The organism is Rhodopirellula sp. UH5, assembly GCF_056839225.1.
In genome coordinates this window covers 5,298,091-5,323,491 of the sequence record NZ_CM166390.1, presented here as the reverse complement: position 1 = coordinate 5,323,491, position 25,401 = coordinate 5,298,091, and the positions used below count along the sequence as shown (strand labels likewise).

Sequence of the window (25,401 nt, the reverse complement as noted above, 5' to 3'; positions counted from 1 at the left end):
TACCTTTTAGTCAAACTGGGCAATCTTCGATCCACTCAGCCGGGAAATCATTGCCAAAACGGGTCGCCGATCAAGGCGTCCCATTTCTCACGCTGTTCTGGTGTCAGGATCTCAAGGATCTGCCCCACGGTGACCCGAGTCGCCTCAGACCGCCACATATCACGAGGCGGCCCGTTGAATTCTGGGGGGCCGCTGAACTCGGGAGGTCCACCAAAACCAAAGCTAGGCGGTCCATTCATCTCAGGCGGACCACCAAATTCATCAGGGCGACCACCAGGGGACCGTGGATCATCGACAGCCGGCCCAATATCGGGACCACCTCGCATTCCATCTGATCCACGAGGCCCTTGCCCGCGACGTCCGTCGTTGTGATCCCGAGGTCCGCGGCCGTCGTCGAATCGACCTCCTCGTGGAGGTCGCGTTTCTTGGATGATTTGATTGATCTTGGCACGCTGCTCTCTTGTGAGGTTGAGCGCCGCGACGACCTCAGCGGATTTGAACGTGAATGGCAACCGTCGCTGACGAGCGATTTGTCGCAACCGCTCAAGTTGACTCGTGGTCAATCTCCCAGTCAGGAAAGTATTGAACGCGTTGAGCAACAACGTCATATCCTCGTTGCTTTCGGAAAGATTCCCAGGGTTCTGGTTGGCCAAGGACTGACGTTGCGTTTGCAAAGACCGGATGGCCTCCGTGATTGCATCCGCTTTCTCACGATCGATGCCCAACTCTTTCTGAACCGAGGTTTCTGCCAACTGCATCAGCGGTCCAATTTTCTCAAGAAGCTGCAGCTCTTCCACCATCGCTTCCACGCGATCCGACGTCAGTGCCAAATCGCTTTTGAGCGCAGGATCATCGGCACGGAGTTCCAAGAAATCTCGGTAGAACGACAGAGAGGTTTCGAGGAAGCTCCGGCGAAGGTCTTGGAGGTCACCACGATAAGCCAACTCGCTTTCACTCAAGGTGCTGAAAGCATCCACGGCGGCGCGTGCCTGCTGAAAACTCTCTTCGGCCAACTGGCGTTCTTTTGTCACACGATCGAGGGCGTGTTTCGTGTTCCTTTGTTCTTCCCAGACCAACAGCGTCGTCACCAGCAGCGCAACCGATGCAATGAACAACATTCCGAAGGCCGCAGTGACCAGTCCGCTGTTGCGGCGACGCCATTTCGCCAATCGCTCAAGTGCCGTCGGTGGTTTGGCTTGGATGGGTTTGTCGTCCAACCAACACTGCAGATCATCCGCGAGATCCTTCATCGTTGCGTAGCGTTCGGACGGTTGCTTGGCAATCGCTTTGCGAACAATCGTGTCCAGCTCTGTGGGCAGATTTGGTGCGATTGAGATCGGAGACGGTGGTTCCACCTCGATCACGGCATTGAGCAAATCGCGAAAACCTTCGCCCTGAATGGCGGGCTGTAACGTCAACAATTCGTATAGCGTGACACCAAACGAATACACGTCGGTGCGATGGTCCAAAATCATTCGGTTGCCAGACGCTTGTTCGGGCGAGGCATACCGCAACGTCCCCATCGGATCGCCGGTCCGAGTCAGATTGTTCGTGTCGGACTCAATGTGTGCCAAACCAAAATCGGTGACCCAGACCTTGCCGGCACCATCAATCAACAAGTTCCCCGGTTTGATGTCTCGGTGGATCACACCGTACTGGTGAGCGTGTTCGATTGCGATCGCAGCGTCATAGGCCATCCGCACCGCCGATTCGTAGTACCGCCGCCGTCCCAGCGAAGTGCCCAGCGAAGTGCCCATCGAAGTCGTGTTGTTCAGTCGAGTTGGAGCAGTTCCTACTTCTTCTCGGAACGGCACGGTGTCATCCGTTTTGCCTTGCTCTGACTTCTGCCGCATCTCGTCGATCACGTCGGCCAGTGTGCGTCCCTCAATCATCTGCATCGCGTAGTAGTGCACACCACGATCGCTGCCGACGGCGTAGACGGGCACGATGTTGGTGTGGTGCAGAGCCGCTGCCGCATGAGCTTCGTTGCGGAACCGCTGCAAACGCACTTCGTCCAGACCGCTGGCGAACGGCAGCACTTTGAGAGCCACCTTGCGACCGAGCGAGAGCTGGATGGCCTCGTAGACCACGCCCATCCCTCCGCGGCCAAGTTCACCGACGATTTGAAAATCACCGATCGGTTTGGCAGTGAATTCGGCATCGGGCCCCACCGCGTTCACGGGCGACTCAGACGGTGCCCCGACGCCATGGAGCATGGCCAGCCCTTCGAGTGCCGGACGCAACTCGACTTCGATGGTGGCATGATCAGCCACGAATGCGTCGATCGAAGGAGCCTTCCCGCTATCAAGCAATTGCATGTAATCCTTGACCGCAGCGACCACGCCGTTGTCATTGGTTTCATCGAAAGTGGCCATATTTCCCTCTTCGTTCAGTTGGTCGTCTGCAGCTCGGCCTCTCACACACTCACGTCATGATCGTTCGCAATTTCGCAAGTCCACGTACCCAGAGTTTTTCAACACTGTCCACACTCTTTCCCATTGTCTTCGCGACGTCTGCGAAAGACATCCCTTCAACATGACGCAGAACGATGACCTCGCGGTAGTGTTCAGGCAGCGTCTCAATCGCCTCCGCCAGTTGCAGGAAAGCTTCGTTGCGAGCGAAGTGTTGACTTGGTGAGGTCACATCCGCGGCGATCTTTGATTGCAAGAACCCGGAAGCGTTCGCCAAACTGGCATTCAAATTCTGCTCCAATCGTGGATCGCGTTTCTTTGTCCCCAAGTACTTTCGCAAGTGCATCGCCAAAATGTTCTGCAGGATGCCTCGCAACCAACCCGCGAATTCCTCCGGCGTTTGGCCGCGAAAATCGGCCATGTTCTCATGCGCCGCAATACAAACCTCCTGCGCCAAATCCGACGGATCGGCTTTGCCTTGCAAATGATGGTGCAAACCGGATCGCGCCAAAAACTTGACGAACTTTCGGTAACTGTCCAGCAATTCCCCCAACGCGTTTTGGTCCCCCGATCGCGCATCGGCAATCAGCTTGGCAATCCGAGTCTGAGTTTCGTCGGGGTCACGTTGTTCAGTCATGTTGTTCTAAATCAGCGGCACGATTGAATGGACGCCATTTCGTGGCACACCCTGCCGCACCTTGGAACCAGTTGCAGTTGAACCAAAAAACCGCCGTTCAAACAAGAAACTTTATCAGAGGTTGGATCGATTGGGAGTTTCAAACCACCCTCAACGCAAAATGAACCGTGCCGAGCGTCTTGAGCGTGCCTGATCGATCCGTCACAGAAAATCCCAACCGGTCGGCACACATCGAAGCAAGACTACTCCGACACACTTCCACGGGCGATATGCAGAATTCGATTCAGCGTTTGAAGATCCTCCGCACTGACATGCCCCAACAATTCGCGATGCAAATTCTGGATCGGCTCATCCAATTGTCGGAGCAAGGCGAGGCCCTCCTCCGTCACACCAACCAAAAAGACTCGGCGGTCCTGGCTGGATTGCGTTTTGTGGACCAACTCTCGATGGAGCAATTGATCGACCACACGGGTGATTGCGGGTGCCACCTGGATCATCCGATCGGCGACTTCCAAGCAAGGCATTGGTTCGCCTTCGCCACGCATGATGCGCATCGCGTTGTACTGTGACGGCGTCAGCCCATACTTTCGCAGCAGGCGAGCCAAGCGATTTTCAAGCAGATCGCTGGTACGGAGAATCCCCAGCATGGCCTCTTGCTCGAGGGATTGGAACGGCCCCTTTTTCTTGAGCTCTTCACGTAAAGAGGACGGCGTCATCAATGAATCCTTGGGGCAATCGTCAACAACTGCGCGTACCTTCACGTCCAAGCAGTTGAAATTGTTCTGGTGCCCCCAAATGCTTCGCTCGCAAACGACCGAAGCAACTTCAACAACATGGTTCATGAATCGGCGACTTGCATCCAAAATGCCAAGGAATCCTCCCCTCCTCCGGCAGAAATCCCCTCCCAAACCAGGTGAGGTTCCAATGGTACCGACAGTGAGGAAACGGCAGTCCAATTCACGTCGCCTCGTTGAATTGGTCCCCCCGCCATTGCATGCGGAAGTTGACCAGGCAGACGCCGCGACAAATCACTTCCTGACGCTGGCGCACCTGAAACCCAACCGATTCAAAAAAAGGTTTCGCGGTGACGCTGGCTTCGGTAGAAACAGTTTCACAGTTCAAACGTCGAACATGCTCGCGAAGTCCGGTCCAAATCAACTTTGCGACACCTTGTCGTTGATGATCTGCCGAGACAAACAGTCGGTCCAGGTGCCCGTCGCGGGTCATGTCTGCGAATCCAATCAGCTTCGAATCCAACTCCACCACCAAGGCCACGCGATTTTGAAACCGATCGGTCCAAGCTTCCAGGTCCACCTCCTCCGGCGCCCACGCGTTCAGCTGTTCCTGGGAATAATCCCGACCATTCACTCGATGCACGGTGTCATGAAAAAGATGCCAGCATCCGACAGCATCCTCGTTTCGAAATGAACGCAACTTCAATTCAATCACCTTCCAGAAATCTCGATTTTCAAACGACCTTCCAAAACAGTCACTGCCTTGCCAGTCAAACGCACACGATCATCGACAACCTCACATCGAACCCTTCCACCGCGTCGAGACGCTTGGTAACCGACCAAGGTGTTGGTCCCCAAACGCGGCGCCCAATACGGGGCCAAGCAACAGTGTGCGGATCCTGTCACGGGATCTTCCTCAATGCCACAGCCAGGGGCAAAGAACCGAGAGACGAAATCAAAATCAGCGTCACTCTCTGCTGCCGTCACAATCACACCACGAGTCGGAATGGCGGTCAACAATGAAAAATCGGGCTGCAACCCCATCACCGCCTCACGCGATTCCGCCACCATCAACAGATCAAACGGTGTCCTCCAAACCTCAGCCTGTTCGATCCCCATGGCCGCCTTCAGTTGTGATTCCAGTTTCGAATCGTCCAGTGCCGACAAGGGTGCGTGAGGAAAATCCAGCGTGATCCCCGATGCACTTCGTGAACAAGCAAGTTCACCGCTTCGGGTTTGAAAACGAATCACAACGCGTTCTTCCACGCGATTATGTTCCCACAGCACGTGCGCTGCCGCGAGTGTTGCGTGGCCACACAGATCCACTTCGACATTGGGAGTGAACCATCGCAACTGGTATTCGGCCGGATCGGCCAACGGAACCAGGAACGCTGTTTCCGATAAATTCATCTCGCTGGCAAGGTGCTGCATCCACTCGTCGCTCGGATACTCCTGCACGAGGCAAATGGCAGCTGGGTTCCCACCAAAAGGCACGTCGGTGAACGCGTCCACCTGCCAAATCAAAGGGTCGTTGTTCGACATGGGATTCATTTTTTGAAGGAGAGAATGTCGGGACACTTTGCACGAGACATTTGGTACCACCCAGGTTCGCCGTCACCTACGATCAGGCTTCGTATCCGGTTACGATTCGGTGATGAACCACTCTGAAACCATCCCCCGGCGAGTTGCCGAGATTGTGAGCCAGCGAATGGCCGACCAACAGGCCGGGCACGGATTCGATCACGTCCGGCGTGTCCATCGAACAGCCTGTGACATTCAAAAGCAAATTGGAAGCGACCTTTTCACCATCGAACTGGCGGCGCTGTTGCATGATGTCGGTGACGCGAAATTCCATGATGGAGTTGAGCGCAGCGCCGAGTTCTCTCGCGAAATCCTGGGGGACCTCAACGTGGATCCCATGACGATCGAGCACGTCGCCCACATCGTCGACAACCTTTCGTTTCGAAAACACGAAACCGCGGAAGAACTTTCCCTGGAAGGCAAAATCGTGCAGGACGCCGATCGGCTCGACGCACTGGGCGCGATCGGAATCGTGCGAACGATCGAGTACGGAGCAACCGTCGGCCAACCGTTTCACATCGCTGGCAATGACCCCAGTGATCTGAGCGGACCAAAGACCGGTGCTGGTCACTTTTATCAAAAGCTCTTTCGACTGCGTGACCTGCTGCACACCGATCCAGCCCGTCAAATCGCGACGGACCGGGAACAGTTCATGAAAACCTTCTTGGCTCAATTCATGAGCGAGATGGCCGACTGACCACCTCTTTCATCAGGCACGTTTGATCGGAACCACTCGGAACGTTTCGACCAGGATGGCGTAGAAAGCGGGCACGATGAGCAAAGTCAACATGGTCGTCAGCAACAGTCCCACGATCATGCACCACGCCAATCCTTCCCACAGCGGTCCGCCGCTGAGAGCCAAGGGCAAGAGGCCACCAACCGTTGTCGCGGTGGTGAGGAAGATCGGCAACATGCGCTGCTTGCCCGCGTCGATCAAGCAATCACGAAACTCGTCTTTGGTCAGACCAACAATCGGTCCCTCCTCTTCTCCGGAGGAGGCTTTGGCTCGCGATCGTTCTGAGATCAAGATGTCGGCGAATTCGACAAAAATGATCGCGGTGTTCAGCACGATGCCAAACAAAGCCAGGATTCCCAACTGCGGCATGAATCCCAGCGACTTATCAGACAGATACAACCCCAGCCAGGCTCCCACCAACGCCAGGGGCAACGTGGAAAGGATGAGCAGCGGTTTGGACCAACCGTTGTACTGAAAGATCAGACACAAAACGATCAGCAGGAACGAAATGGCAAAGGACATCATCATCTGCCCACCGGCTTCCGCACTCTCTTCGTACGACCCACCCGGTTCGATCCAATATCCCGTGGGCAGTTCGTCCTGAATCTGCCGCATCTCTTCTGACTTCAACACCCGAGCGACCACGTCGTTGCCGGTGACGCCCGGTTCCATTTGCGAACTGACCTCGATCGTTCGATTCATTTTCCGACGTTCAATCTTGGCAATTTCGAACGCCGGTTTCAAAACCGCCAAGGAAGCCAGTGGCACCTTCCCACGATCCCCTTCCACATATGACTCTTGCAGTCCGCGAACCGATTCGCGTTCGCTGGCTTTCAACCGAAAGTAAACCGGCACCTCGTGGTCGCCTTCGCGAAACGTGGTCAGTTGCAAACCGGAATAGTAGGAATTCAGCGTCCGAGCAATCTGCGAATTGGTGACCCCCACCAACGACGCACGATCCTGTTCCACCGCCACCTGAATTTGATACCCATCCACTCCCCAGGAATCCGACACGTCCCATGTTTCGTGCTGTGCCGTGACGAGCTGTTTCAGCTTGTCGGAGGCTTCCCGCAACACGGCAGGGTTCGCGAAACCATTCCCAGAAATCCGAAAGACCAGCGGATCAGCCGGTGGTCCCAACGCCAATCGAACCGGCACGATGCGAGCCCCGACGATCGGATCGATCCCCAAAGCCTCGTCGCCACGCTCCGCGATTTCTCGCACGCGTTGGGCGAACTGTTTCGTCACCGACGCATCCGTCGTCCGCACCAAAATCTCCGCGAAGGACCGTGTTTTCGGCTCCGGATTCCATCCCAAGTGCCAACGCGACCCGCCACCACCAACCAAAGATCGATACACGCGAAGTGGAGGTTGGGCAAATCCGTTGGCCGCGAGGTTTTCGGTTCCCAGACGCTGAAGAATCGTTTCAACCTGCTGGGTGACTTGATCGGTTTGTTCAATCGTTGCCGTTTCGGGCAAGATCACTTTGACCGCAAACTGAGTCCCATCTGCATCCGGGAAAAATTCCGAACTCACTGGCAATGCTAAGATTCCAATCATCAGTCCGAGGGTGGCAAACGCCGTCACCCATTTGAACTTGACCGCCAAACCGCCCAGCCATCCATACAACCGAAAGGGCAGGTTCTCTTGCTTGTCGTTGGAAAGGCTTCGTGAGGAGCTTTCGGGGGTTTGATCCGAACGACGTTTTCTTCGCGGCATCCAATGGGCCAGTCGATTCCATGTCGCCACCACCGGCGAACCCGTTTGATCTCCCTGCGGAGCCCGAATGAACATTCCAGCCAAGATCACACACAGAGACATCGCCAACACCCAACTGAGCGCAAGCGTGGTCGAAACCGTGACCGGTAGACTGTAGACGTATTCTTTTCCGCCACCTTCCAGGCTCACCAACATCGGCACAAACGCGGCCATCGTGGTGAGTGTGCCGACCAACATCGGAATCGCCAAGGTGTTGGCACCATCAATCGCCGCAGGGAACGGATCCATGCCCGCCATTTGATTGGACCTGGCTTGGTCACACACCTGCACGGCATTGTCGACCAACAGCCCCAACGAAATGATCATCGCAGCGAGCGAAATCTGTTCGAGTTGAACGCCAAACAAGGAGATCAGACCGACAGCGACGACCACCACGATCGGAATGTTCGCCGCCATCACAAACGAGGTGCGGAAACCGACGACCAAGTAGACCACCACCACCACGATCAAAACGGCTTCGACGACATTGATGATCACGTCGCGAATCTTCTTCGCAACGCTTTCGCTTTGATCTGAAACGGCGGTCACGCCAATGTCCGGAGGCAACAATTGCTCCACCTCCGACATCTCCCACACGCGGTGCTTCGCCGCTTCGCAGACGTCGATGATGTTCGAACCAGATTTCATGGTGATCCCCAGCATCACAGCGGGTGTGCTGCCTTTTGAATCGCCCACTCGGCAGATGTAGTTCGCCGGATCTTCGTAGTCACGCGTGACCGTCAGACCAAGTTCCGCCAAAGAAACGCTGTTGTCGCCTTGGCCGGTTCGAACCGTGCTCGCAATTTGGGTGATTTCATCGACCGCATTGAACTCACCTTCAGTCTTGACCGAAAAGTGCCCGGAATCGGTGTCCAGTTCTCCACCGGCTTGAATGATGTTGCGATCATCCGCCAACGATTCCAGTTGGTTGGTGGTGAGTTCCAACTGGGCCCAATTGGCGAGGTCTGTCTCAATGAAGATCGCCTCGGATCGTTGCCCGAACATGTCGACTTTCGCAACGCCCGGCAACAACCGCAAAGCGTCCTGCACCTCTTCGGCGTGCTTTTCCAATTGACGCAGTGTGTAACGATCCCCAGGACGGATTTCGGACCGTCCTTTGGAAGGTGTCTGATGGATCCCCAACAACAACACGGAGGTGTCACCGAACTCATCGTTGACAATGGGACTGACGTGGGCAGCAGGCATGGGAACCAGATCCACGCGCGCCCGAACCTTGTCCCAGACATTCTGAATGTCCGCGGGCGGGATGTTGTCTTCCAATTCCACAAACACAGTGGACTGGCCCGTCAACGTGGTCGACCGAGTCAGCTTGACCTCCTCGATGCCGGTCAAGTTCTGTTCGATCTTATCGGTGACCAGTTCCTCCACTGTCTCAGCAGGCGCTCCCGGCCAGGAGGTTGAGACCACACAAACACGAATCGTGAATTCGGGATCTTCCCGTCGGGGGATCGTGACATAGGTGACTGCTCCCCATGCCATGGCCAAAACCGCCAGTGAAAAAACGATGGGACGGTATTTGACCGCCAAGGTTGGCAAGTTCATTCTGCGGATCCCTCCACCACCATCGGTGGCACCGGGCTACCAATCAAATGCCCCTCTTCCAGTTCATCCAGTCGTCGAGGCGCTCCCACTTTTCGCACTCGTTCGCCGTCGGTCAGAAAGTGAACCCCACGAACGACGACTTGCAATCCTTCGCGAAGCTCCGGCGATTGCACTTCGATCATCGAACCGGTGTCCAGATTTTCCCGAGCGACCACTTCAACGCCAACTTTGGAAGCCAGTCCATCCATGATCTCATAGAGAAACGTTTGACCTGACTCCTCGTCAATCGCATCGAACGGCACGAAGAAACCTTTGCCTTCGTTTTGGTCCGCCAAGTCAACTGTCACCAATTCACCTGGACGCAACATCCATTCGGCCCCTGGGTCCAAGACCACCGACTCGCCGTCCCAATTCCGGGGCGGGTTTCCGCCTTGCTTCGCCTCCGCAGGATCCATATTGGGATCGCCTGCTAATTTCCCGACATACAAAGACTCCAAATCGATGTCGATCGGTTCCCCGTTCTCGCCCAGCATTTGAACGCTTCGAAAAACCCAGTTCCCCAAGAAGGGAATCCTGAGTTTGTTCTCCTGCAAACGCTGCTGGCGGACTTTCAAGACCTCTGGCAAGCGTTCTCGCAGCTTGCTGTTGGCGACGAGATAGATGAAGGAACCTTCGTCGTCGCGATGAATGGACTCTTCTTCCACCAAGACCACTTCCTCCGAAGTCCCCATCATGCGATTGAGTCGCAGGGGCCAAAGGTCTTCCGAGCGAGCCACTTTGTCATCGGGGAGATCTCCCGGCAATCGGTCTCGCATTCGCTCATTCAACAACAACATCGTCATCGTGAAGGTTCGAGTACCGGGATCCGCACTCGCGTCCACGTTGTAGACCAACCCGTTGGTATGACGCTGGGTTCCATCGGCCAGGGCGTATGAAATGGGCAACTGACGGCGACTCCGCATCGATCGCGATTGTTTGGCCGACAGCTCCACCTCGACCTTGATCGGGTTGGTCATCTGCAATGTCAGCACGGGATCCCCCGCGTTGACCACACTGCCAGGAACAACATTCACCGCCGAAATTTGCCCCTGATACGAACCAAACAAGGTGGTGTGTTCTAAATCGCGTTGAGCGTCGCGCAGCGTTTGTTCAGCGCGTCGAATTTGCGACTCGGCCGACTTCAGTTCCGCACGGGTCTGCTTTTCCGTGGCCTGCAATCCACTCAACGAAGCCAAACGGGTTTGGACGAGGTTTCGAGCTTGGTCGTATTCGCTTTTGGAGGCCGCGTTTTGCTGTTTCAAATTATCAATGCGTGAGAACTCCATCTCGGCGAGTGCCAAGTTCGCTCGGGCCGATTCCATCTCCGCCGGCAACGACTCGTCCAGCCGTATTTCGATGCTTTCCTTGTTCAACCGAGCGACTTCCAAATCCGCCACCGCAGACTCGACGGCGATTTCGTAGCGTTCCGGATCGATCCGCGCAAGCGGCGTTCCCTGCTGAACCACTTCGCCGCCCACGTCGATGACTCGTCCGTCGATGTTTTCTCCTGGTTCCAAAACCCACAAGACTTTTCCACTGACCTCAAAACCGATGTCCTCGGTCTTCCAAGACTGCACGCTGCCCGTCGCGGTATAGGACGAAACCGGAACGGTTCGCGTCAGCGTCATCACTTCGACAGGTCGCGGCGCCTTTTCGAACTGGCGTTCTTCCTTTGGTGCGCACCCCACCGTCACGATCAACCAAACAAGGGATGCCAAACGGGCTGCATGCCCCGTTGGTTTGAAAGAAGAAGCTGTCATCAAGAAGGCAATCAGAGAAGAGCGAAATTGCAGCATGATCTTCCAATCGGAAGAGCCACGCCCAAAGCACGTCGCGGTTTGTACCAAGTCTATTCCAACAGCAAAGCTACAACCGGGGAGATCCAAGGCAACATCACAAAAGGATTCGATACACGACGTGACAATTCGCCACCTGTTCGAGGAATGAAGTGGCGCCCCGTTTGGGTACGATGAATCCAATCATGACCACGCGCAGCATGGCGTTTGTTTTCCAACGAGAGCCTTTGAATCCATGACGAACCTGAGAACCTTGCAGTTCAACGACTTGAATGACGCGGCCGAAGAGGCTCGATCGCTCCTGCAAGCTGGATACACCCCCTGTGGCAATTGGTCGCTGGGCCAAATTTGCCGACACTTAAGCCTGGTCCAGAACCCAAGTGTCGATGGCTACCCCGCCTGGATGTCTTTGTTTGCATTCATGCGTCCGGCCATGCGACGCTGGTTGCTGCCCAAACTTCGTCGTCCTGATTCTCCACGCGGAATCCGAACCGCGTCGATATTCGTCCCACCTGATGACGTCATTGACCAAGAAGAAGTCGATGCATTCGCTCACAGTGTCAAACGATTTCATTCACACCTGGGCGAGTACGCACCTCACCCGGCCTTCGGGCGGATGAGCCGGACTGAAATCGAAGAAATTCACTCGCTGCATGCTGCCCATCACCTCCGTTTTCTCCAGCGAGATGGCTGAGTTTTTGCTGCGAAGTTCTGGCCGCCACATCTGACTGAACTTCAACGAGGCGGGGTCGAATCGGCATTTGCCTGAGCAGGCGGGGCAGGGCTGTTCGACGAAGCCAGTTTCAAACCAACGATCCCCGACACGATGACAGCGATGCACGCCAACCGAATCGCGTCGCGGGATTCACCAAACAGAATCATTCCGGCGATGGCGGTTCCAACGGCACCGATCCCGGTCCAAATCGCATAGCCCGTCCCAAGTGGAATCTCCCGAAGTGCCAACGAAAGCGTGAAGAAACTCGCGATCATGATCACGATGGTGATCAACGTCGGAACGGGGCGTGAGAATCCTTCGGTGTACTTCAATCCAACGGCCCATCCAATCTCAAGCAAACCGGCCAGCAACAAGTAACCCCAAGCCATTGTTCTTCTTTCAAACAATCGAAAACCGCCTGCCGCGACATACGATTCCAAGCAATTGAAACTCGCGGCGAATCGCTCAGTATCTCTGCACGCAATGGGATCGCAAGACCGGTCCTTGTGTTCGTCAGACGTTCGTTGACTTCATCGCGAACGCGTCATCAAAGCGATCATCGAACTCAATGAATGCTGCGACCAACTCCGGGCGTTCCAGAACCTCTTCCAATTGCTTGGCACCGGCTTCCATGTTCTCGTCGGCGCGGAGATCCCCCGCGGGCTGCGCTTCGTTTTCACGGCCAGCAACCTTCGCCGCCAAATCCATCGCGGACTCCTTCCATCCGGTCGCTCCGGCCAAGGCATCCGACATGCCTGCACGAACGACCCGAAAATCCATTCGGGCAAAGGCCTCTTCGAATGCTTCGCGCATCGCCACGACTTGCTGAGGTCTCACTGGTCCGGCCGCAATCACTTCTTCTTTGAGAAGTCGGTCGAGAGTCCGCCCCAACAAAACCATTCGGATGATCTCCATCGGAACCCCTCGCACCGAAGTCAGAATCGCAACGATCTTTCGAACGGGGAACAACAACAGCTTCAACGGTGCCTTGGCGAGCATTCCCAGGCAACCGGCAACGCAGCCTGAGTCCTCCGCGTAAAAAGCACGCAGTTCTTTCAGGGAGTCGGTTCGATTGTGTGCTTCCAGCGTTCGAGTCACGACAAACCGACGGCATTGGCCGCGGATCACGTCATCCACAAAAGGAATCGGGACGAATCTCGCAGCGGAAGAGACCATGCCCGCGAGAATCCACTGATGCGTCAACCAATTCATAGTCACAGATGTTTGCCAGAAGAGTGGGGAGCCCCATCGGCTCCAAATTCAGTTTGCCCCGGTTGCAGTTGCCCGAGGGCTCGTTTCATTGCCCTTCCTATTCATTGCACTTCCTATGCCATTTGGAACGCCAACCTCAGACGCCGGAACAACCGGGACTTCCGAACGACCGAATTCTTGGCATGGCATGTGCGTCCGTGTTTGCTACCTCGGCACACTTGGGTTGGGCGTCGACGCCGCACGGCGTCGGTTTCCGCGACTGACGGGTGTCGAGTTTACCTCTCTCGTTTCCTCCATGGACATCGACCGATGACTCAACACAACACCGCTCTCATCACCGGAGCTTCATCGGGGATTGGACGAGAACTGGCGATCCAATTCGCCATGGGTGGGGACGACGTCGTCTTGGTCGCTCGCAGCGAAGACAAACTTCGTGAATTGGCGACCGAAATCGAATCTCAGTCCGGCCGACGTGCCACCGTGATCCCTTGCGATCTGTCTCGTCCTGAGGCCGTGGATCAACTGTGCCATGAACTGACACAACGATCGATCCCAATCGACACGCTGGTCAACAACGCCGGATTTGGTGCCCTCGGAAAATTCTCGGAACTTTCGGCCGATCGTCAGACCGACATGGTGATGGTCAACGTGGTGGCGTTGACTCGTCTCACCCGTCAACTGCTTCCGAACATGCTGCAGAAGAACCGAGGCGGCATTCTCAACGTCGGATCGATTGCGGCTTACCAAGCGGGTCCCAACATGGCGGTTTATTACGCGACCAAGGCGTACGTGCTGTCCTTCACCGAAGGGCTGCGTGAGGAGCTTTCAGGCACTTCCTTGCACGTCACCTGCCTCGAACCCGGCCCGACCGAATCCGGATTTGGTGCCGACTCAGGGATGGGCAACCTGGACATGTTTTCCTCGACCACCATGACCGCCGATGCGGTGGCGCGTGCTGGATACGAAGGCTACATGAAAAACGAAGACGTTGTCATTCCCGGCTGGAAGAACCGTCTGATGGTGACTTCCGCAGGTTTCTTGCCGCGTTTCGCCACTCGGAAATTGGTCGGCAAGATGCAAAGTGCCTGACCTGCTTCCCATCCCGTGAATTCCCTGTCTGGCGATCACACATCGCTGCGATTCCACTCACTCCTCAAGGACTTTTTCATGTCGATTACCAGCGTCAATCCAGCCACCAACGAAACCATTCGCGAGTTTGAACCGCTTCACAAGCAGGATGCGATGCAGGCCATCGAAACCGCTCACAAAACGTTTCAAAACTGGCGATGCACGGCATTCGAGGAACGGAAAAAGTGTCTCCTCCAATTTGCCAACCTGTTGCGAGCGGACTCCGACGAATACGCCCGCATGATCACGCTGGAGATGGGCAAACGGATCTCGGAATCGCAATACGAAATCGAATACTGCGCAAACATCGCTGAGTTCTACGCCAACGGGGCGGAGGAATTCTTGGCGGATCAGCCAATCGAACGCGTCGAAGCCAACGCGTACCTGCACTACGAACCGATCGGGGTGCTGATGGGCGTGATGCCTTGGAACTTCCCGTTCTACCAAGTCGTTCGTTTCGCGACGCCCAACATCATGGCGGGCAACACTGTCATGGTGAAACACGCCAGCAACGTGCCGCAGTGCGCTGCCGCGATCGAAGAGCTTTACAACGATTGCGGGCTGCCAAAGGGTGTGTACCAAAACCTGTTCATCCCATCGGACTTCGTCGAATCGATCATTTCCGACTCGCGCGTCCAAGGGGTTTCGCTGACGGGCAGTGAGCCTGCTGGACGAGCGGTCGCGGCTCAGGCAGGCAAGAACCTCAAACGCAGCGTTCTCGAACTGGGCGGCAACGATCCATTCATCGTGCTTGACGATGCGGACCTGGATCTGACGATCGAACAAGCCGTGAAGGGCCGCATGGTCAATGCGGGTCAATCCTGCGTGGCCTCCAAACGCTTCATCGTCGTGGAGGAAGTCGCGGACCAGTTCATGAAAGGCTTCAAGGCCAAGCTTCAGGAACTGAAACTTGGCGATCCAATGGATGAGGAAACCACACTCTCCCCTCTTTCGACCGAGGACGCCGCGGTCAAATTACAAGAGCAAGTCCAATCATCAATCGATGCGGGTGCCACGGTCATGCTGGGCGGCGATCGCCCCGACCGGGATGGAGCGTTCTTCAACCCCACCATCTTGACCGATGTCACACCAGACAACCCGACATTCGATCAGGAACTGTTCGGCCCCGTCGCGACGATTTATGTCGTCGCTGATGAAGCCGCTGCCATTCAACTGGCGAACCGATCTTCGTACGGGTTGGGCGGATCGGTCTACACAAAAGACATCCTGCGAGGACGTCGTGTGGCAGAACAAATTGAAACGGGAATGATGTTCTTGAATCAGCCCACTCGCTCGCAATCCGAACTGCCATTCGGCGGCATCAAGAACTCCGGCTACGGTCGCGAACTTTCGCACCTGGGCATCTTGGAGTTCGTCAACAAGAAACTGATCCACTTAGGAGACCAGGAGTAATTCATGAGCACTGCAACAAGCAAAGCGATTCAATCCAAACAAATCGAGCTGGTATCGCGTCCGGAAGGGATGCCGCAAAAATCAAACTTTGAACTGCGGACAACAGAGGTCGGGCCGATCCAGGACGGCGAGATCCTCGTGAAGAACCGGTGGATGTCGGTGGATCCCTACATGCGAGGCCGCATGAAGGACAGCGACAGCTACGTGCCACCGTTTCAAATCGACCAACCGCTGGAGGGCGGATGCATCGGTGAAGTCATTCAATCGCAGAATGCCGACTTCGAGGAGGGCGACATGGTCCTCGGCAACCTTGGTTGGCGAGAGTACTGGACGTCCAACGGAGGTGGAATCACGAAGATCGATCCCACCATCGCACCGGCTCAAGCCTTCCTGGGTGCCCTCGGCATGACAGGCATGACCGCTTGGGTCGGGCTGCACAAGATCGCGCAGCTCAAAAAAGGGAGCACCGTCTTTGTCTCGGCAGCCTCCGGAGCAGTTGGCTCCATTGTTTGTCAGTTGGCCAAAGCCATGGAGTGCCGCGTGATCGGAAGTGCTGGCAAGCAGGAAAAGATCCAGTGGCTCCAGGACAAGACCGGCATCGATGCGGTCATCCATTACAAAGAAGTCGACAACCTCAGCCAGGAACTTGCCAAGCATGCTCCTGACGGAATCGATGTTTACTTCGACAATGTGGGCAGCGACCACCTCGAAGCAGCCATCGACAACATGAACGACTTCGGTTGCTGCGTCGAATGCGGCATGATCGCGACCTACAACGCCACCGAAGCCCCAGCGGCACCACGCAACCTGTTCAATGTGATCGCCAAACGCTTGCGAATCCAAGGATTCATCGTCCGAGACCACATGGATGCCAAGGACGAATTTGTGTCCGACATGGCGAAGCTCATTCAACAGGACAAGGTTGTCTGGGAAGAGTCGATCACAGATGGCATTGAAAATGCACCCAATGCCTTCATCGGGCTGTTTGAAGGCGACAATCTTGGAAAGCAACTGGTCCGTCTCAGCTGACTCCCATGTTCGACGATGCGACGAATGGGAGACCACTTCGCAGAGAAATTTCGAGCCCTCCATTGAGGAATGTCCCCATGAACTTCATTCGACTCCTACTGGTCTTTCTTCTTCCACCGGTCGCGGTTTACATGCAGTTCGGTGTGGGGCACTATTTTTGGATCAGCTTGATCCTGACGCTGCTCGGATTTGTGCCAGGCCTGGTGTACTCGCTCTACATCATGGCCTCTCGGCCGCCGGGGCTTTCGCGTCTTTCCTAAGTGCTGACAAATCAGCCAGGATCATCCCTCCAGCAGCACGTTTCCGATGAGGCCGAGGAGAAATCCCAGGACAGCCCCGATCGCGGGCGCTCGCTGATTTTCAGTCTTCGCTTGCGGCGCCAGATCTTGAAACGTGAGATACAGAATACCGCTGGCTGCAAACAACATGATGAAGTCCACGAGGCGAGGAAAACTGGAAAGGTGTTCATAGCCGATCCAACCCGCAAGTGGCCCGAGAGGAACACAGGCCGCCAAGCAGGCGATGAGTTTCCAGCCTCTCAGCTCGGACGAGGAGTCCAACTCGCGATACGCGTTGAAGCCTTCCGGAAGATTCTGTAGCCCAATCAACACGGCGAGCAACATTCCCGCTCCTTCCCCCGTCGCGAAGGCCGCTCCGAGTGCGACCGCTTCCGGCACAAAGTCCGACAGCATCGCGACCAACTGAGCCATCGAACTCTTTGAACGATCTAGGAGCGTCTCCAAGCCCCAGAATACGAGACCCCCTAACGCGAATGCCAGAATGATCCAAGGCAGGGACAGCTCTTTGATTCCCTCCGGGACCAACACCAAGGCGACCGCCGAAACCAACACCCCACCACCAAATGCGATGACGCTGTGCCGAAGTTCGGTCTCCAACCACTCCGGTGAGATCTTTTCGACCATCGCGACCAAAGCACCGATTGGAATCGCCAATCCGGCCATTGTGGTCAGCAACAAAACCTGAGCCAATTCATTCAACTTCGCGATTCCTTTTCGAACAAGCGACCCACCAAACCAAAGCGATCAACACCGCTTGCAAGGGCAGTCGAGCGATCAAGCCCGTCTGTGAAAACGCATCATAGCGATCAGCGTGCATCGCCATGTGCACATTGGCTGGAAAGACCGCGATTAACAACGCAATCAAACCGAAACCGGCAATCGTGCGAAGCCGTCGAAAAAGCAAACCGGTCCCGCCGAGAACCTCAAAGAACCCTGACACGAAAACCAGCAATCGGGGGCTGGGCCAACCATCCGGGATCATCTGAACATAGAAAGCAGGCGAGACGAAGTGGTTGATTCCCGCCAAAATGAATAGAGCGGCGACCAGCCACAAGCACACCGATCTCCCAACGAAAAGCAACCGACGCAACGAGGAAAGGACCATTGACCTCACTCGCTTCGTCGGTTGATGAAAAGATTCTTGCTACCAGCGTGGAACTGCAGAGAGACGATCGAACGTCGCTGCAACACCCGCTCAGTCAGTGGGTGAACCAAACCGGGTCAGCCCCAAGTTCGCGTCTTGAAGTGTTCCCATCGAGTTGGTTCGCGATGCTGCCGAAACCACAATGCCGTGACCGTGACACCAACGAGTGCTCCTGCCACAAAGCTTGCCAAAACCGATTGCGTTGGTCGTTCGGCGATGCACTCATCGGCTCGCATGACAGCGAAGCGCGCCGACTCGCTAGCCTTGCGGACGGAGTCTTCCGCGGAGTGGCTGATTCGATCCGCAATCGATTCCTGAGGCGCGAACTCGCGGACGACCGACTCGATTTCATCTTGCGATGCATCCACCCGGCTCTTGACAAATTCAATCATCCACTCCGCCTCGTCTGGGCACTTGGACAACTCTTCTTCTTTGATATGTGGCCAGCGATTGCACACCGCTGAGCGAACGCGGGTCCAATCCGCTTCGTGAGCCACGCTCGTTTCCGTCGACATTTCAAACTCCTTCTGGGATGACGTTGAAATAGATCCCAGCGAGCGTTTAAGACCGTTCGCTGCGAATCGCCTGAATCAAATCCGACTTGTTCATCTTGCTTCGTCCCTCGATCGCGAGTTCGGAAGCTAGGTTATGCAACTCTTTGACCGTTCGATCTTCCAAGGAAGCGTTTGGATTGCCTGTCCCTTGAGTTGTTCGATTCGGTGTTCGTCCCTCGTTTCGACGTTGTTTATTCACAGTGCGAGCCGCGATTTCCTCTGCCTCTTTTTCCGTCTGACCACGGTCCAGTTCACTTTCTTTGATGTGCTCGTACTGGCGACCGTCTTTTTCCGTCCACTTGGCCATTGTCACACCTCCAACGCGTCAAGCGTCTGTCGCAGAACTGATGTTCGCGGGTTTCGCGGGCGAATCCTCCGAGGGGGAATTCGATTCCCAACGAGCGAGCGACTGCAACTTCGTACCAAGCTTGCTAGTCAGCGACGTCAACGCGCCACCGCGGTGCATGGCGCATTCGCTGCATCGCTCTTTCACCCGACGTTCGACTTCTTCCATGACAGTCCTTTCGGACTTCCATGAGTGACCACTCATGACCAGCGTCTTCAGCAGGCCATCTTGCCGTTCCACGAACTGCTCGCCATCGCCTTCGAGCGATTGGCAAACCAGCGTGGCGAGTTCATCCAACGCTCGTTCCATTTGCGGGTTCAATTCTTGATCCATGTCTCTGATCCTGATGGATGAAGTGACGATCCGTGTCGATCGACGCATCGGAAGACACGCAGATCGTTTAGGTGTCACGATGAGTTCGCATCCTCAATCAGACGGTTGGTCCACGGCGGCCCATGACCAAACCAAGAACAAACAGAACCAAGAAGACAACGAACAAAACCTTTGCAACCATCGCAGCGGTTCCGGCCAGTCCACCAAAACCCAATGCGGCAGCGATCAAAGCGATTACCAAAAACGTCAAAGCCCAACCCAACATAATATTCTCCTTAGATTTTTGATTGTGTTTCGCCAACACGAACACCGTGTTCTCAGCGAACGAAGGTGAGGTAAAGCGATTCCCGTGCCGAACAAGATCCCGTTGATCCACAATTCCCTGAAAGTCTCAAAAGTGCCCGTCTTTCACCGTCAAGTCGCGTTTCACCAGAAGCAATTGATTGGGAATCATGCAGGCAGCGTTGAAACCGACCAGAGTCCATCGCGAATGCTCTGCAATGAACCAGAGTCAACCGAAGTGAATCAATCCGAGCCACCACCGAGTTCTGGAAGGATGAATCTCTCACCGGCGTGCTCGGCCACGAACCGCTGCAAACTGGTCGCTTGCTCACTCACCGCCTCCACCGCAGATTGCTGCACTTCGCGATCCGCGCGTCCAGTGAAGGCTTTTGGAACTGTCACCCGGACATCCAACGCCACCGTCAACGTGACCTCCGTTTGAGTGCCTTTGGGTCGTGCATCGAGCGTGGTTCGATACGAATCCAAATTCGCGGCTGCAGCGATCGATTCCGTGACCACGTCCATGCCATCGGGGTGGACATTGGCTCGCTGACGCAACGTCAATTCATCCGCGGCGATGTGCGGGTCGTTCAAACTCACACGCAATTTTTTGACCGCCTGAACGTCGGTTTTTGAACGACCTCGAATGGCATTGAGCAGCGGTCGATCATCCTGGCTGGTGTCGACCTGGAGATCTTCCACGCGTTCATCGATCAACGTCATGCCGGACTGACCCACGATCGCAGCGGTCGCGTTCTTCCGAACCATGATTTGGCGAAATTTCTCGAAGTCACATTCCACCACAATCGTTTTTTCAGCGGAACCGCTCGCCAAATGCTCCACCGAACTGAGCGAGAGGAAAGCCAAGGTCCCTCCTGCGACGAGCAACAAGACAACCATGGCCGTCACGACCATGCGAACGGGAGTCCCAAGCAGATGATTCATACCATTCCTCGATTCACAAAAAAAAATGCCTGGCGGCCAAACGACCACCAAGCATTCATAGGGTTCAATCCACCGGGGTGGTGGGCAATCACTCCACTTCAATTTCTTCGAGACGATCGGCCTTCTGTTCACCAGCCTCTTCCAATGTATCGGCTTTTTGCTCGCCGAGGTTTTCCTTCTGATCGGCCTTGGTTTCGCCTCGGTCTTCAATCATGTCAGCTCGTTCTTCAGCGGCATCTTCCATTGCATCCGGAGCGTTTTCCGCTTGATTCCGGACGTTTTCAGCCTGCTGTTGAGACTGATCACGAATCGTTTCAGCCGTTGACTGTGACGAATCACGAATGTCTTCGGCCTGTTGCTGGGTGGCATCGCGAATCGCATCGGCCTCTTGATCCAAGGCGGATTCGTCGCATCCAACGGCAACCATCATGCAGACGGCCATCAAAAATGTGGTGATCGATTTCATAGCACTGTTCCAAATGGGAAAGGGTTCTCGCCCTTGGGTAGGGCGGTTTCAACGATTCCCGCCAGTCGCGGGTGTTCCGCCCTACACACAGGCAACTCGCGTACCAACGACAGCAAATCGGATCGGCACAATAAAAAAGGCGGGAGCTGAACTCCCGCCTTTCAAAGCGATCACGATCCAAACCGGCGGACCGGTCGGAAATCACTAGCGAATCGAACCGTTCAGACGAGCGTTACTCGCGGCGGACGCTTCCGCTTGACCGACACCGTTTGCAGTGGCTTGTCCTTGGGCTGAACCATTGACGTTCAGGCTGGCAGCTGATCCCACTTGGTTAGCCGCCTTTGCTTGGAACGATTGAATCTTGGTTTGTGTCGACGCCATCGATTCTTGTTGAGCCGATGCAAACGCGTTCAAACGAGCCTCCATCGCGTCAGCTTGCGCCAACAATTCGGCATTGGCCGAGACCAAGGCTTGGTCACGCATTTCAGCGATCTCAGCTTGGCGCTGACGTGCCGCCACGGCGATCATCGACGAGAAGTCAATGTTCGACGCCAACACACCGGCGACGCCGAAGTCCCCGGCCGCTTGGCCCGTCCCACGAACCGATTGGCCATTGGACGCACCGGCTTGTCCCTGAGTGACTTGGCTGAACGCGCCGCCGAAGGTCGATCCAGCAACCCCAGATGCATCGGGGGCTTCTGGTGAACCTGCTTCCGGTGCGGAGGCGTTTTCCGAAGGCATGCTGGCCGTGCTTGGCGAACTTGATGGGGCGTCGCTCGAAGCGAAAGCGCCGGTGGCTTGGGCGGTCGCATTCTGACGAACTGCCGCGGCAGTGTTCAAAACGGCCGACGTGCGGAGAGGGTTGAACTGACCAAAGACAGAATCGTACGCCTGAATTTCAGCAACGCTGATTTGGATCGGGCTGGCAGAGACTCGCGTCGAAGAAGCAAACCCAGCCGAGGTGCGTGACTGCGATCCGGCAACGTTCGCATTTGCATTGACGTTGATTTGGACATCGGAGTTGGCACCGACGTTGCTTCGCGACGCACGGTCGGCAGTCGCATTGGCTTGTGCCTGAGCACGTGCAGCCAAGCCAGCGGCGGTTTGGGCAGCAGCTTCGATTTGGTTTCCGACGCGAGCTTGAACACCATTGGCAACGTTCGCTTGAATGCGTTGTTGCACTTGGCTTTGGACGTTCGCTTGCACTTGGCTCTGAACGCGAGCCTGGACTCGTTGCTGAACTTGGGTTTGCACATTCTGCTGAACCTGCCCGCGAACACGTGACAGGGCTCCATCCAATCCTTGAGCTTGAACGGTTCCACCGGTGCACAGCATGCAAGCGATCGCCAAGGCATTCTTTGAGTGACGTTTCATCCGTGAGTTCAACTCCATCTGAATTTCCAAACGCCTGCAAGCCATCGCCCCTTTCACTCGAGCTTCGTGAATCGGGGTGGCAACTGAAAAGCGCCGACTGATACCAACTGGGAGCGAACGGACGTCCGCCCTCAGACCGATCGCAAAGTAGGCGATCCTGGACGCGAATTTCCAGGGTGATTCCGACGCTCACTATGCAGTCATCCGTTTGACAACGTTGCAAAACAACTCTCGCTCGGCAATTGAATGATTGACTGGAACCGCCGATTACGAAGTTTCGCTTGGACCAGTTGGTTGGGCCTGATCGCTTTCAGTTCTATCACCTTGGCAGACGAGTTCGCAGGCGTTTCCCCCCCAACCAGTTCGACGAGTCCCGATCTGGAGACCGCTTCTGGCCCCAGTCCTGCTCAACAGCGGATGCTGGTCATGCTCCAGCAAAAGGTCGCCGAGAATCCGGAGCACTCTGATTCGTGGCGAACGTTGGGGCGACTGCAACGAACTCTCGGTGACCCAGACGCTGCCATCGCGTCGAATCGGAAGGCACTGGATCTCGATCCGTTCAATGCCGCCGCTCATTTTGATTTGGGGCAACTACTCAACGACCAAACGCGTCCAGATGCGGCCCGTTTTCATCTGCAGGAGGTGCTGAAAATCGCTCCTTCGAGCAACTACGCCGACCAAGTCCGTGCACTGGGTATCGAGGCCCCAGCCCCCGCGATCGCACAACTCATCGCACCCACCACGAGCCCAGACTTCGCCGACCAACCATCGGCGAAGACCGGGATGACTTCCGAACCCTTCGAACTGGCGCACCCAAACGATCTTCCCGCGCCGCCCAATCTTGCGGGTGCGCCAACTCAAACAGTCGGCTACGAAATCCAAACCTTCGATGGTTCCGATGACCTCGAGAACCGCTTGCGACAACTCGAAAGCGAAGCGGTAAATCCGACCAGTCCGTTCCGAATTTTTTTGGAAACGGGACTGCTCTACAACACCAACGTCACGCTCACGCCGATCAGCCGTGAACTCGCACAAGACGAGCAAGCCAGCTTTCAGTGGTTCGCCAGTCCCGACCTGGACTGGAAACTGATCCGCCGCGAAAGCTCTCGTGCAGGGGTTTTGTTTCGCGGGTATTTCACCGCCAACGAAAGCCAATTTCAGGAATTCAACCTGGCTAGTTTCCAACCCGGTGCGTTTGCGGAAAGAGACTTTTTATTCGGCGGGAACGAAGTGATTGGGCGAATGGAGTACGTGTTCTCCAATGACTTCTTCGATGGGAATCAAGTGGGCGATCGGCATGCAGGAACAGCGTCGGTCACCGTGATCCGACCTGACTTGAACGCTTGGTATGGGTACACCACGGTCGCGCAATCCAACTTTGAAGACGACGGTGCCGTCCCAGCACAAACCTCACTTGACGGAACAACGCTGACGTTCGGTGCCAGCCACTTCAAACGAACGCGTTGGGAAGCCCTGCCAATGGTCGCCTTGGGAACCGACCTGGAATACGCCAACACCAAAGGCGACGATTATCGATATCTCTCCATCAACCTGCATGGTTCAACGGACTGGCAAATCAGCGACCGCTGGAAGTTCACGCCGACCTGGGGTGTGGGCTATCGCAACTACCCCGACTTCACCGACCCGATTGGTCGCGATGAAATTTTTTGGCGAGTCGATGGGAAGCTGAGCTATCAGCTCACTGAACAGCTTTCCGTCTCCGCCGTCGCCGGGCACGATCGATTTGCTTCGGACAACGACGACTTCGATACCGAGCGTTCGGAAGTGGGCGTGCTGGTCGGATTCAAACGCTGAGTGAACGCGCGGGATTCACGTTGGCATTTCAGTTCATCTCAGCAGGATGCCAGCCCACCAGACAATTCGTACCACTCCGCTCCGACGAACAGATTGACAAACGATTCCGAAGGGCATTGTTCAGCCTTCGTCGCTGGGCGGAATCATCCAGCAAGAATCATGAGGCTGCATTCCGACATGCGGGTAGTAGCTTTCCGCCGCAGGTGCCGACAGCAGAATCAGCCGAGTTCGCAGGCCAGCGACTTGATGAGTACGCCGAATCAATTCCCGACCGATGCCTTGGCCTTGGTGATCTGTATCGACGGCAAGATCCGACAGATAGGTGCAGTAGGCATGGTCGGTGATGGCTCGCGAAACACCAACGAGCTTGCCGGGTGCTTCCGAATGGGCCACCGCTGAATCTTCGACCCAATGAGCGGTCACCAGCACGTCCGCGTTCGACAACATCTCGCGAATCCTTGCCTCGTCGTCGACGGGACGGCGTTCCGCCAAGGTGGATCGTTTCAGCAGATCAATGAATTGCGTCGATTCCAACGAGAGACCGACGCTGTATCGGATGGCCATGCAAAAAGACTGGAGAGGTGAATTGCCCATCGACGGTCGAGAGGCGACCGACGCAGAGCGGGCGAGGGAACGATGCACACGAGACAAGATAGCAGGGTGCGCCTCCAGGTTCGCTCACCCCTCGCCACTGACATTCCCCAACGCCGGACGCATCACACCGGCTTGTCACGGTCTCCGAAACGAGCTGGTGGGCTGGTTGCTTCGATCGCGACGATGGGTTTGAGCACGCGATATCGATGAATCGCACCTGCCGGGACGAGCCAGGAATCGCCGACGCTCAATTGCGCCGTTCCCCCATCCAACTCCAACTCCAAGGCACCTTCCAACAGGTAACCGACGGCCTCGTAGTCACGGGTCGTTGGCTTGCTGAACACGCCCGGGCTTTCCTCCCACCGGCGAAGAGCGACGTGCTTTCCAGTCGCCAAATAAATCTGCCCCATCGCACCTTGCTCGGCGTCGGATCCAGTTGTGATTTGCGGAATGTCCATGGGTCACCGAATTGCTTTGTGGTTGGAACGGGGTGCTTT

General features: G+C 55.8%; 27 protein-coding genes. 7 read left to right on the top strand and 20 right to left on the bottom strand.

Features of this window, described 5'->3' with window-relative positions; all coding sequences use genetic code 11:
• Positions 1-47: 47 nt before the first annotated feature.
• The 5 genes from UH5x_RS18835 to UH5x_RS18815 form a co-directional block, all read right to left on the bottom strand.
• Entirely contained in the window at positions 48-2,393 is a 2,346-nt protein-coding gene (locus UH5x_RS18835) for a protein kinase domain-containing protein (protein ID WP_482636022.1), read from the bottom strand.
• A gap of 31 nt (positions 2,394-2,424) precedes the next feature.
• Positions 2,425-3,048, bottom strand: coding sequence for a sigma-70 family RNA polymerase sigma factor (locus UH5x_RS18830; RefSeq protein WP_236695947.1), 624 nt, complete (start codon positions 3,046-3,048; stop codon positions 2,425-2,427).
• A 242-nt stretch (positions 3,049-3,290) separates the two neighbouring features.
• Positions 3,291-3,764: a MarR family winged helix-turn-helix transcriptional regulator gene (locus tag UH5x_RS18825; RefSeq protein WP_047812699.1), complete on the bottom strand. Its 474-nt coding sequence runs from the start codon at positions 3,762-3,764 to the stop codon at positions 3,291-3,293.
• Positions 3,765-4,005: 241 nt separating this feature from the next.
• Positions 4,006-4,482: a GNAT family N-acetyltransferase gene (locus UH5x_RS18820; protein WP_482633324.1), complete on the bottom strand. Its 477-nt coding sequence runs from the start codon at positions 4,480-4,482 to the stop codon at positions 4,006-4,008.
• 11 nt (positions 4,483-4,493) lie between these two features.
• Entirely contained in the window at positions 4,494-5,324 is an 831-nt protein-coding gene (locus UH5x_RS18815; RefSeq protein ID WP_482633323.1) for a PhzF family phenazine biosynthesis protein, read from the bottom strand.
• A gap of 112 nt (positions 5,325-5,436) precedes the next feature.
• Here UH5x_RS18815 and UH5x_RS18810 point away from each other — a divergent pair, with 112 nt between their 5' ends.
• On the top strand, positions 5,437-6,060 hold the full coding sequence (locus UH5x_RS18810; protein ID WP_482633322.1) for an HD domain-containing protein: 624 nt from the start codon (positions 5,437-5,439) through the stop codon (positions 6,058-6,060).
• Between the two features lie 12 nt (positions 6,061-6,072).
• Here UH5x_RS18810 and UH5x_RS18805 read toward each other — a convergent pair whose 3' ends face one another.
• Together UH5x_RS18805 and UH5x_RS18800 are read right to left on the bottom strand one after the other, a co-directional pair.
• The gene (locus UH5x_RS18805) at positions 6,073-9,420 is read right to left on the bottom strand and encodes an efflux RND transporter permease subunit (protein WP_482633321.1); all 3,348 of its coding nucleotides are present in this window, start codon (positions 9,418-9,420) and stop codon (positions 6,073-6,075) included.
• Positions 9,417-11,219 carry an efflux RND transporter periplasmic adaptor subunit gene (locus UH5x_RS18800; protein ID WP_482636021.1) on the bottom strand — a complete coding sequence of 601 codons (1,803 nt, stop codon included), beginning with the start codon at positions 11,217-11,219 and terminating at the stop codon, positions 9,417-9,419. Before UH5x_RS18800 ends, UH5x_RS18805 begins: the two co-directional genes overlap by 4 nt.
• 271 nt (positions 11,220-11,490) lie before the next feature.
• On the opposite strand from UH5x_RS18800, the gene UH5x_RS18795 reads away from it, so the two are divergent.
• Entirely contained in the window at positions 11,491-11,949 is a 459-nt protein-coding gene (locus tag UH5x_RS18795; protein ID WP_482633320.1) for a DUF1569 domain-containing protein, read from the top strand.
• Positions 11,950-11,990: 41 nt separating this feature from the next.
• Here UH5x_RS18795 and sugE read toward each other — a convergent pair whose 3' ends face one another.
• On the bottom strand, positions 11,991-12,359 hold the full coding sequence (gene sugE / locus UH5x_RS18790) for a quaternary ammonium compound efflux SMR transporter SugE (protein WP_482633319.1): 369 nt from the start codon (positions 12,357-12,359) through the stop codon (positions 11,991-11,993).
• Between the two features lie 124 nt (positions 12,360-12,483).
• Positions 12,484-13,182, bottom strand: a complete 699-nt coding sequence (locus UH5x_RS18785; protein WP_047812538.1) for a hypothetical protein — start codon at positions 13,180-13,182, stop codon at positions 12,484-12,486.
• 309 nt (positions 13,183-13,491) lie between these two features.
• On the opposite strand from UH5x_RS18785, the gene UH5x_RS18780 reads away from it, so the two are divergent.
• The 4 genes from UH5x_RS18780 (at position 13,492) to UH5x_RS18765 (ending at position 17,012) form a co-directional block, all read left to right on the top strand.
• A complete protein-coding gene (locus tag UH5x_RS18780; RefSeq protein WP_482633318.1) occupies positions 13,492-14,271 on the top strand; it encodes an SDR family NAD(P)-dependent oxidoreductase in 780 nt (259 codons plus the stop codon).
• A 78-nt stretch (positions 14,272-14,349) separates the two neighbouring features.
• Positions 14,350-15,723, top strand: a complete 1,374-nt coding sequence (locus UH5x_RS18775) for an NAD-dependent succinate-semialdehyde dehydrogenase (protein ID WP_047812536.1) — start codon at positions 14,350-14,352, stop codon at positions 15,721-15,723.
• 3 nt (positions 15,724-15,726) lie between these two features.
• Positions 15,727-16,752, top strand: a complete 1,026-nt coding sequence (locus UH5x_RS18770; RefSeq protein ID WP_482633317.1) for an NADP-dependent oxidoreductase — start codon at positions 15,727-15,729, stop codon at positions 16,750-16,752.
• A gap of 77 nt (positions 16,753-16,829) precedes the next feature.
• The gene (locus tag UH5x_RS18765) at positions 16,830-17,012 is read left to right on the top strand and encodes a YqaE/Pmp3 family membrane protein (protein WP_482633316.1); all 183 of its coding nucleotides are present in this window, start codon (positions 16,830-16,832) and stop codon (positions 17,010-17,012) included.
• 21 nt (positions 17,013-17,033) lie between these two features.
• Here the strand turns inward: UH5x_RS18765 and UH5x_RS18760 are convergent, their stop codons facing one another.
• The 9 genes from UH5x_RS18760 to UH5x_RS18720 form a co-directional block, all read right to left on the bottom strand.
• Positions 17,034-17,750 carry a ZIP family metal transporter gene (locus UH5x_RS18760; RefSeq protein WP_047812533.1) on the bottom strand — a complete coding sequence of 239 codons (717 nt, stop codon included), beginning with the start codon at positions 17,748-17,750 and terminating at the stop codon, positions 17,034-17,036.
• Entirely contained in the window at positions 17,743-18,111 is a 369-nt protein-coding gene (locus tag UH5x_RS18755; RefSeq protein WP_482633315.1) for a DoxX family protein, read from the bottom strand. Before UH5x_RS18755 ends, UH5x_RS18760 begins: the two co-directional genes overlap by 8 nt.
• 161 nt (positions 18,112-18,272) lie before the next feature.
• Positions 18,273-18,710 carry a hypothetical protein gene (locus tag UH5x_RS18750; protein ID WP_047812531.1) on the bottom strand — a complete coding sequence of 146 codons (438 nt, stop codon included), beginning with the start codon at positions 18,708-18,710 and terminating at the stop codon, positions 18,273-18,275.
• 46 nt (positions 18,711-18,756) lie between these two features.
• Positions 18,757-19,056 (bottom strand): Rho termination factor N-terminal domain-containing protein, encoded by a 300-nt coding sequence (locus tag UH5x_RS18745; protein WP_482633314.1) that lies wholly within the window; start codon positions 19,054-19,056, stop codon positions 18,757-18,759.
• Positions 19,057-19,074: 18 nt separating this feature from the next.
• The gene (locus tag UH5x_RS18740) at positions 19,075-19,428 is read right to left on the bottom strand and encodes a hypothetical protein (RefSeq protein ID WP_047812529.1); all 354 of its coding nucleotides are present in this window, start codon (positions 19,426-19,428) and stop codon (positions 19,075-19,077) included.
• 97 nt (positions 19,429-19,525) lie between these two features.
• Entirely contained in the window at positions 19,526-19,693 is a 168-nt protein-coding gene (locus UH5x_RS18735; RefSeq protein ID WP_007327517.1) for a DUF1328 domain-containing protein, read from the bottom strand.
• A 260-nt stretch (positions 19,694-19,953) separates the two neighbouring features.
• Positions 19,954-20,655 carry a hypothetical protein gene (locus tag UH5x_RS18730; RefSeq protein ID WP_482633313.1) on the bottom strand — a complete coding sequence of 234 codons (702 nt, stop codon included), beginning with the start codon at positions 20,653-20,655 and terminating at the stop codon, positions 19,954-19,956.
• A gap of 88 nt (positions 20,656-20,743) precedes the next feature.
• On the bottom strand, positions 20,744-21,121 hold the full coding sequence (locus UH5x_RS18725; RefSeq protein ID WP_482633312.1) for a hypothetical protein: 378 nt from the start codon (positions 21,119-21,121) through the stop codon (positions 20,744-20,746).
• Between the two features lie 204 nt (positions 21,122-21,325).
• Positions 21,326-22,495, bottom strand: a complete 1,170-nt coding sequence (locus tag UH5x_RS18720) for a hypothetical protein (protein WP_482633311.1) — start codon at positions 22,493-22,495, stop codon at positions 21,326-21,328.
• A gap of 426 nt (positions 22,496-22,921) precedes the next feature.
• Here UH5x_RS18720 and UH5x_RS18715 point away from each other — a divergent pair, with 426 nt between their 5' ends.
• The gene (locus tag UH5x_RS18715) at positions 22,922-24,310 is read left to right on the top strand and encodes a tetratricopeptide repeat protein (protein ID WP_482633310.1); all 1,389 of its coding nucleotides are present in this window, start codon (positions 22,922-22,924) and stop codon (positions 24,308-24,310) included.
• A gap of 120 nt (positions 24,311-24,430) precedes the next feature.
• Here the strand turns inward: UH5x_RS18715 and UH5x_RS18710 are convergent, their stop codons facing one another.
• Complete coding sequence (locus UH5x_RS18710; RefSeq protein ID WP_047812524.1) at positions 24,431-24,874, bottom strand: GNAT family N-acetyltransferase; 444 nt, start codon at positions 24,872-24,874, stop codon at positions 24,431-24,433.
• 152 nt (positions 24,875-25,026) lie between these two features.
• On the bottom strand, positions 25,027-25,362 hold the full coding sequence (locus UH5x_RS18705; RefSeq protein ID WP_047812523.1) for a cupin domain-containing protein: 336 nt from the start codon (positions 25,360-25,362) through the stop codon (positions 25,027-25,029).
• Positions 25,363-25,401: the final 39 nt, after the last annotated feature.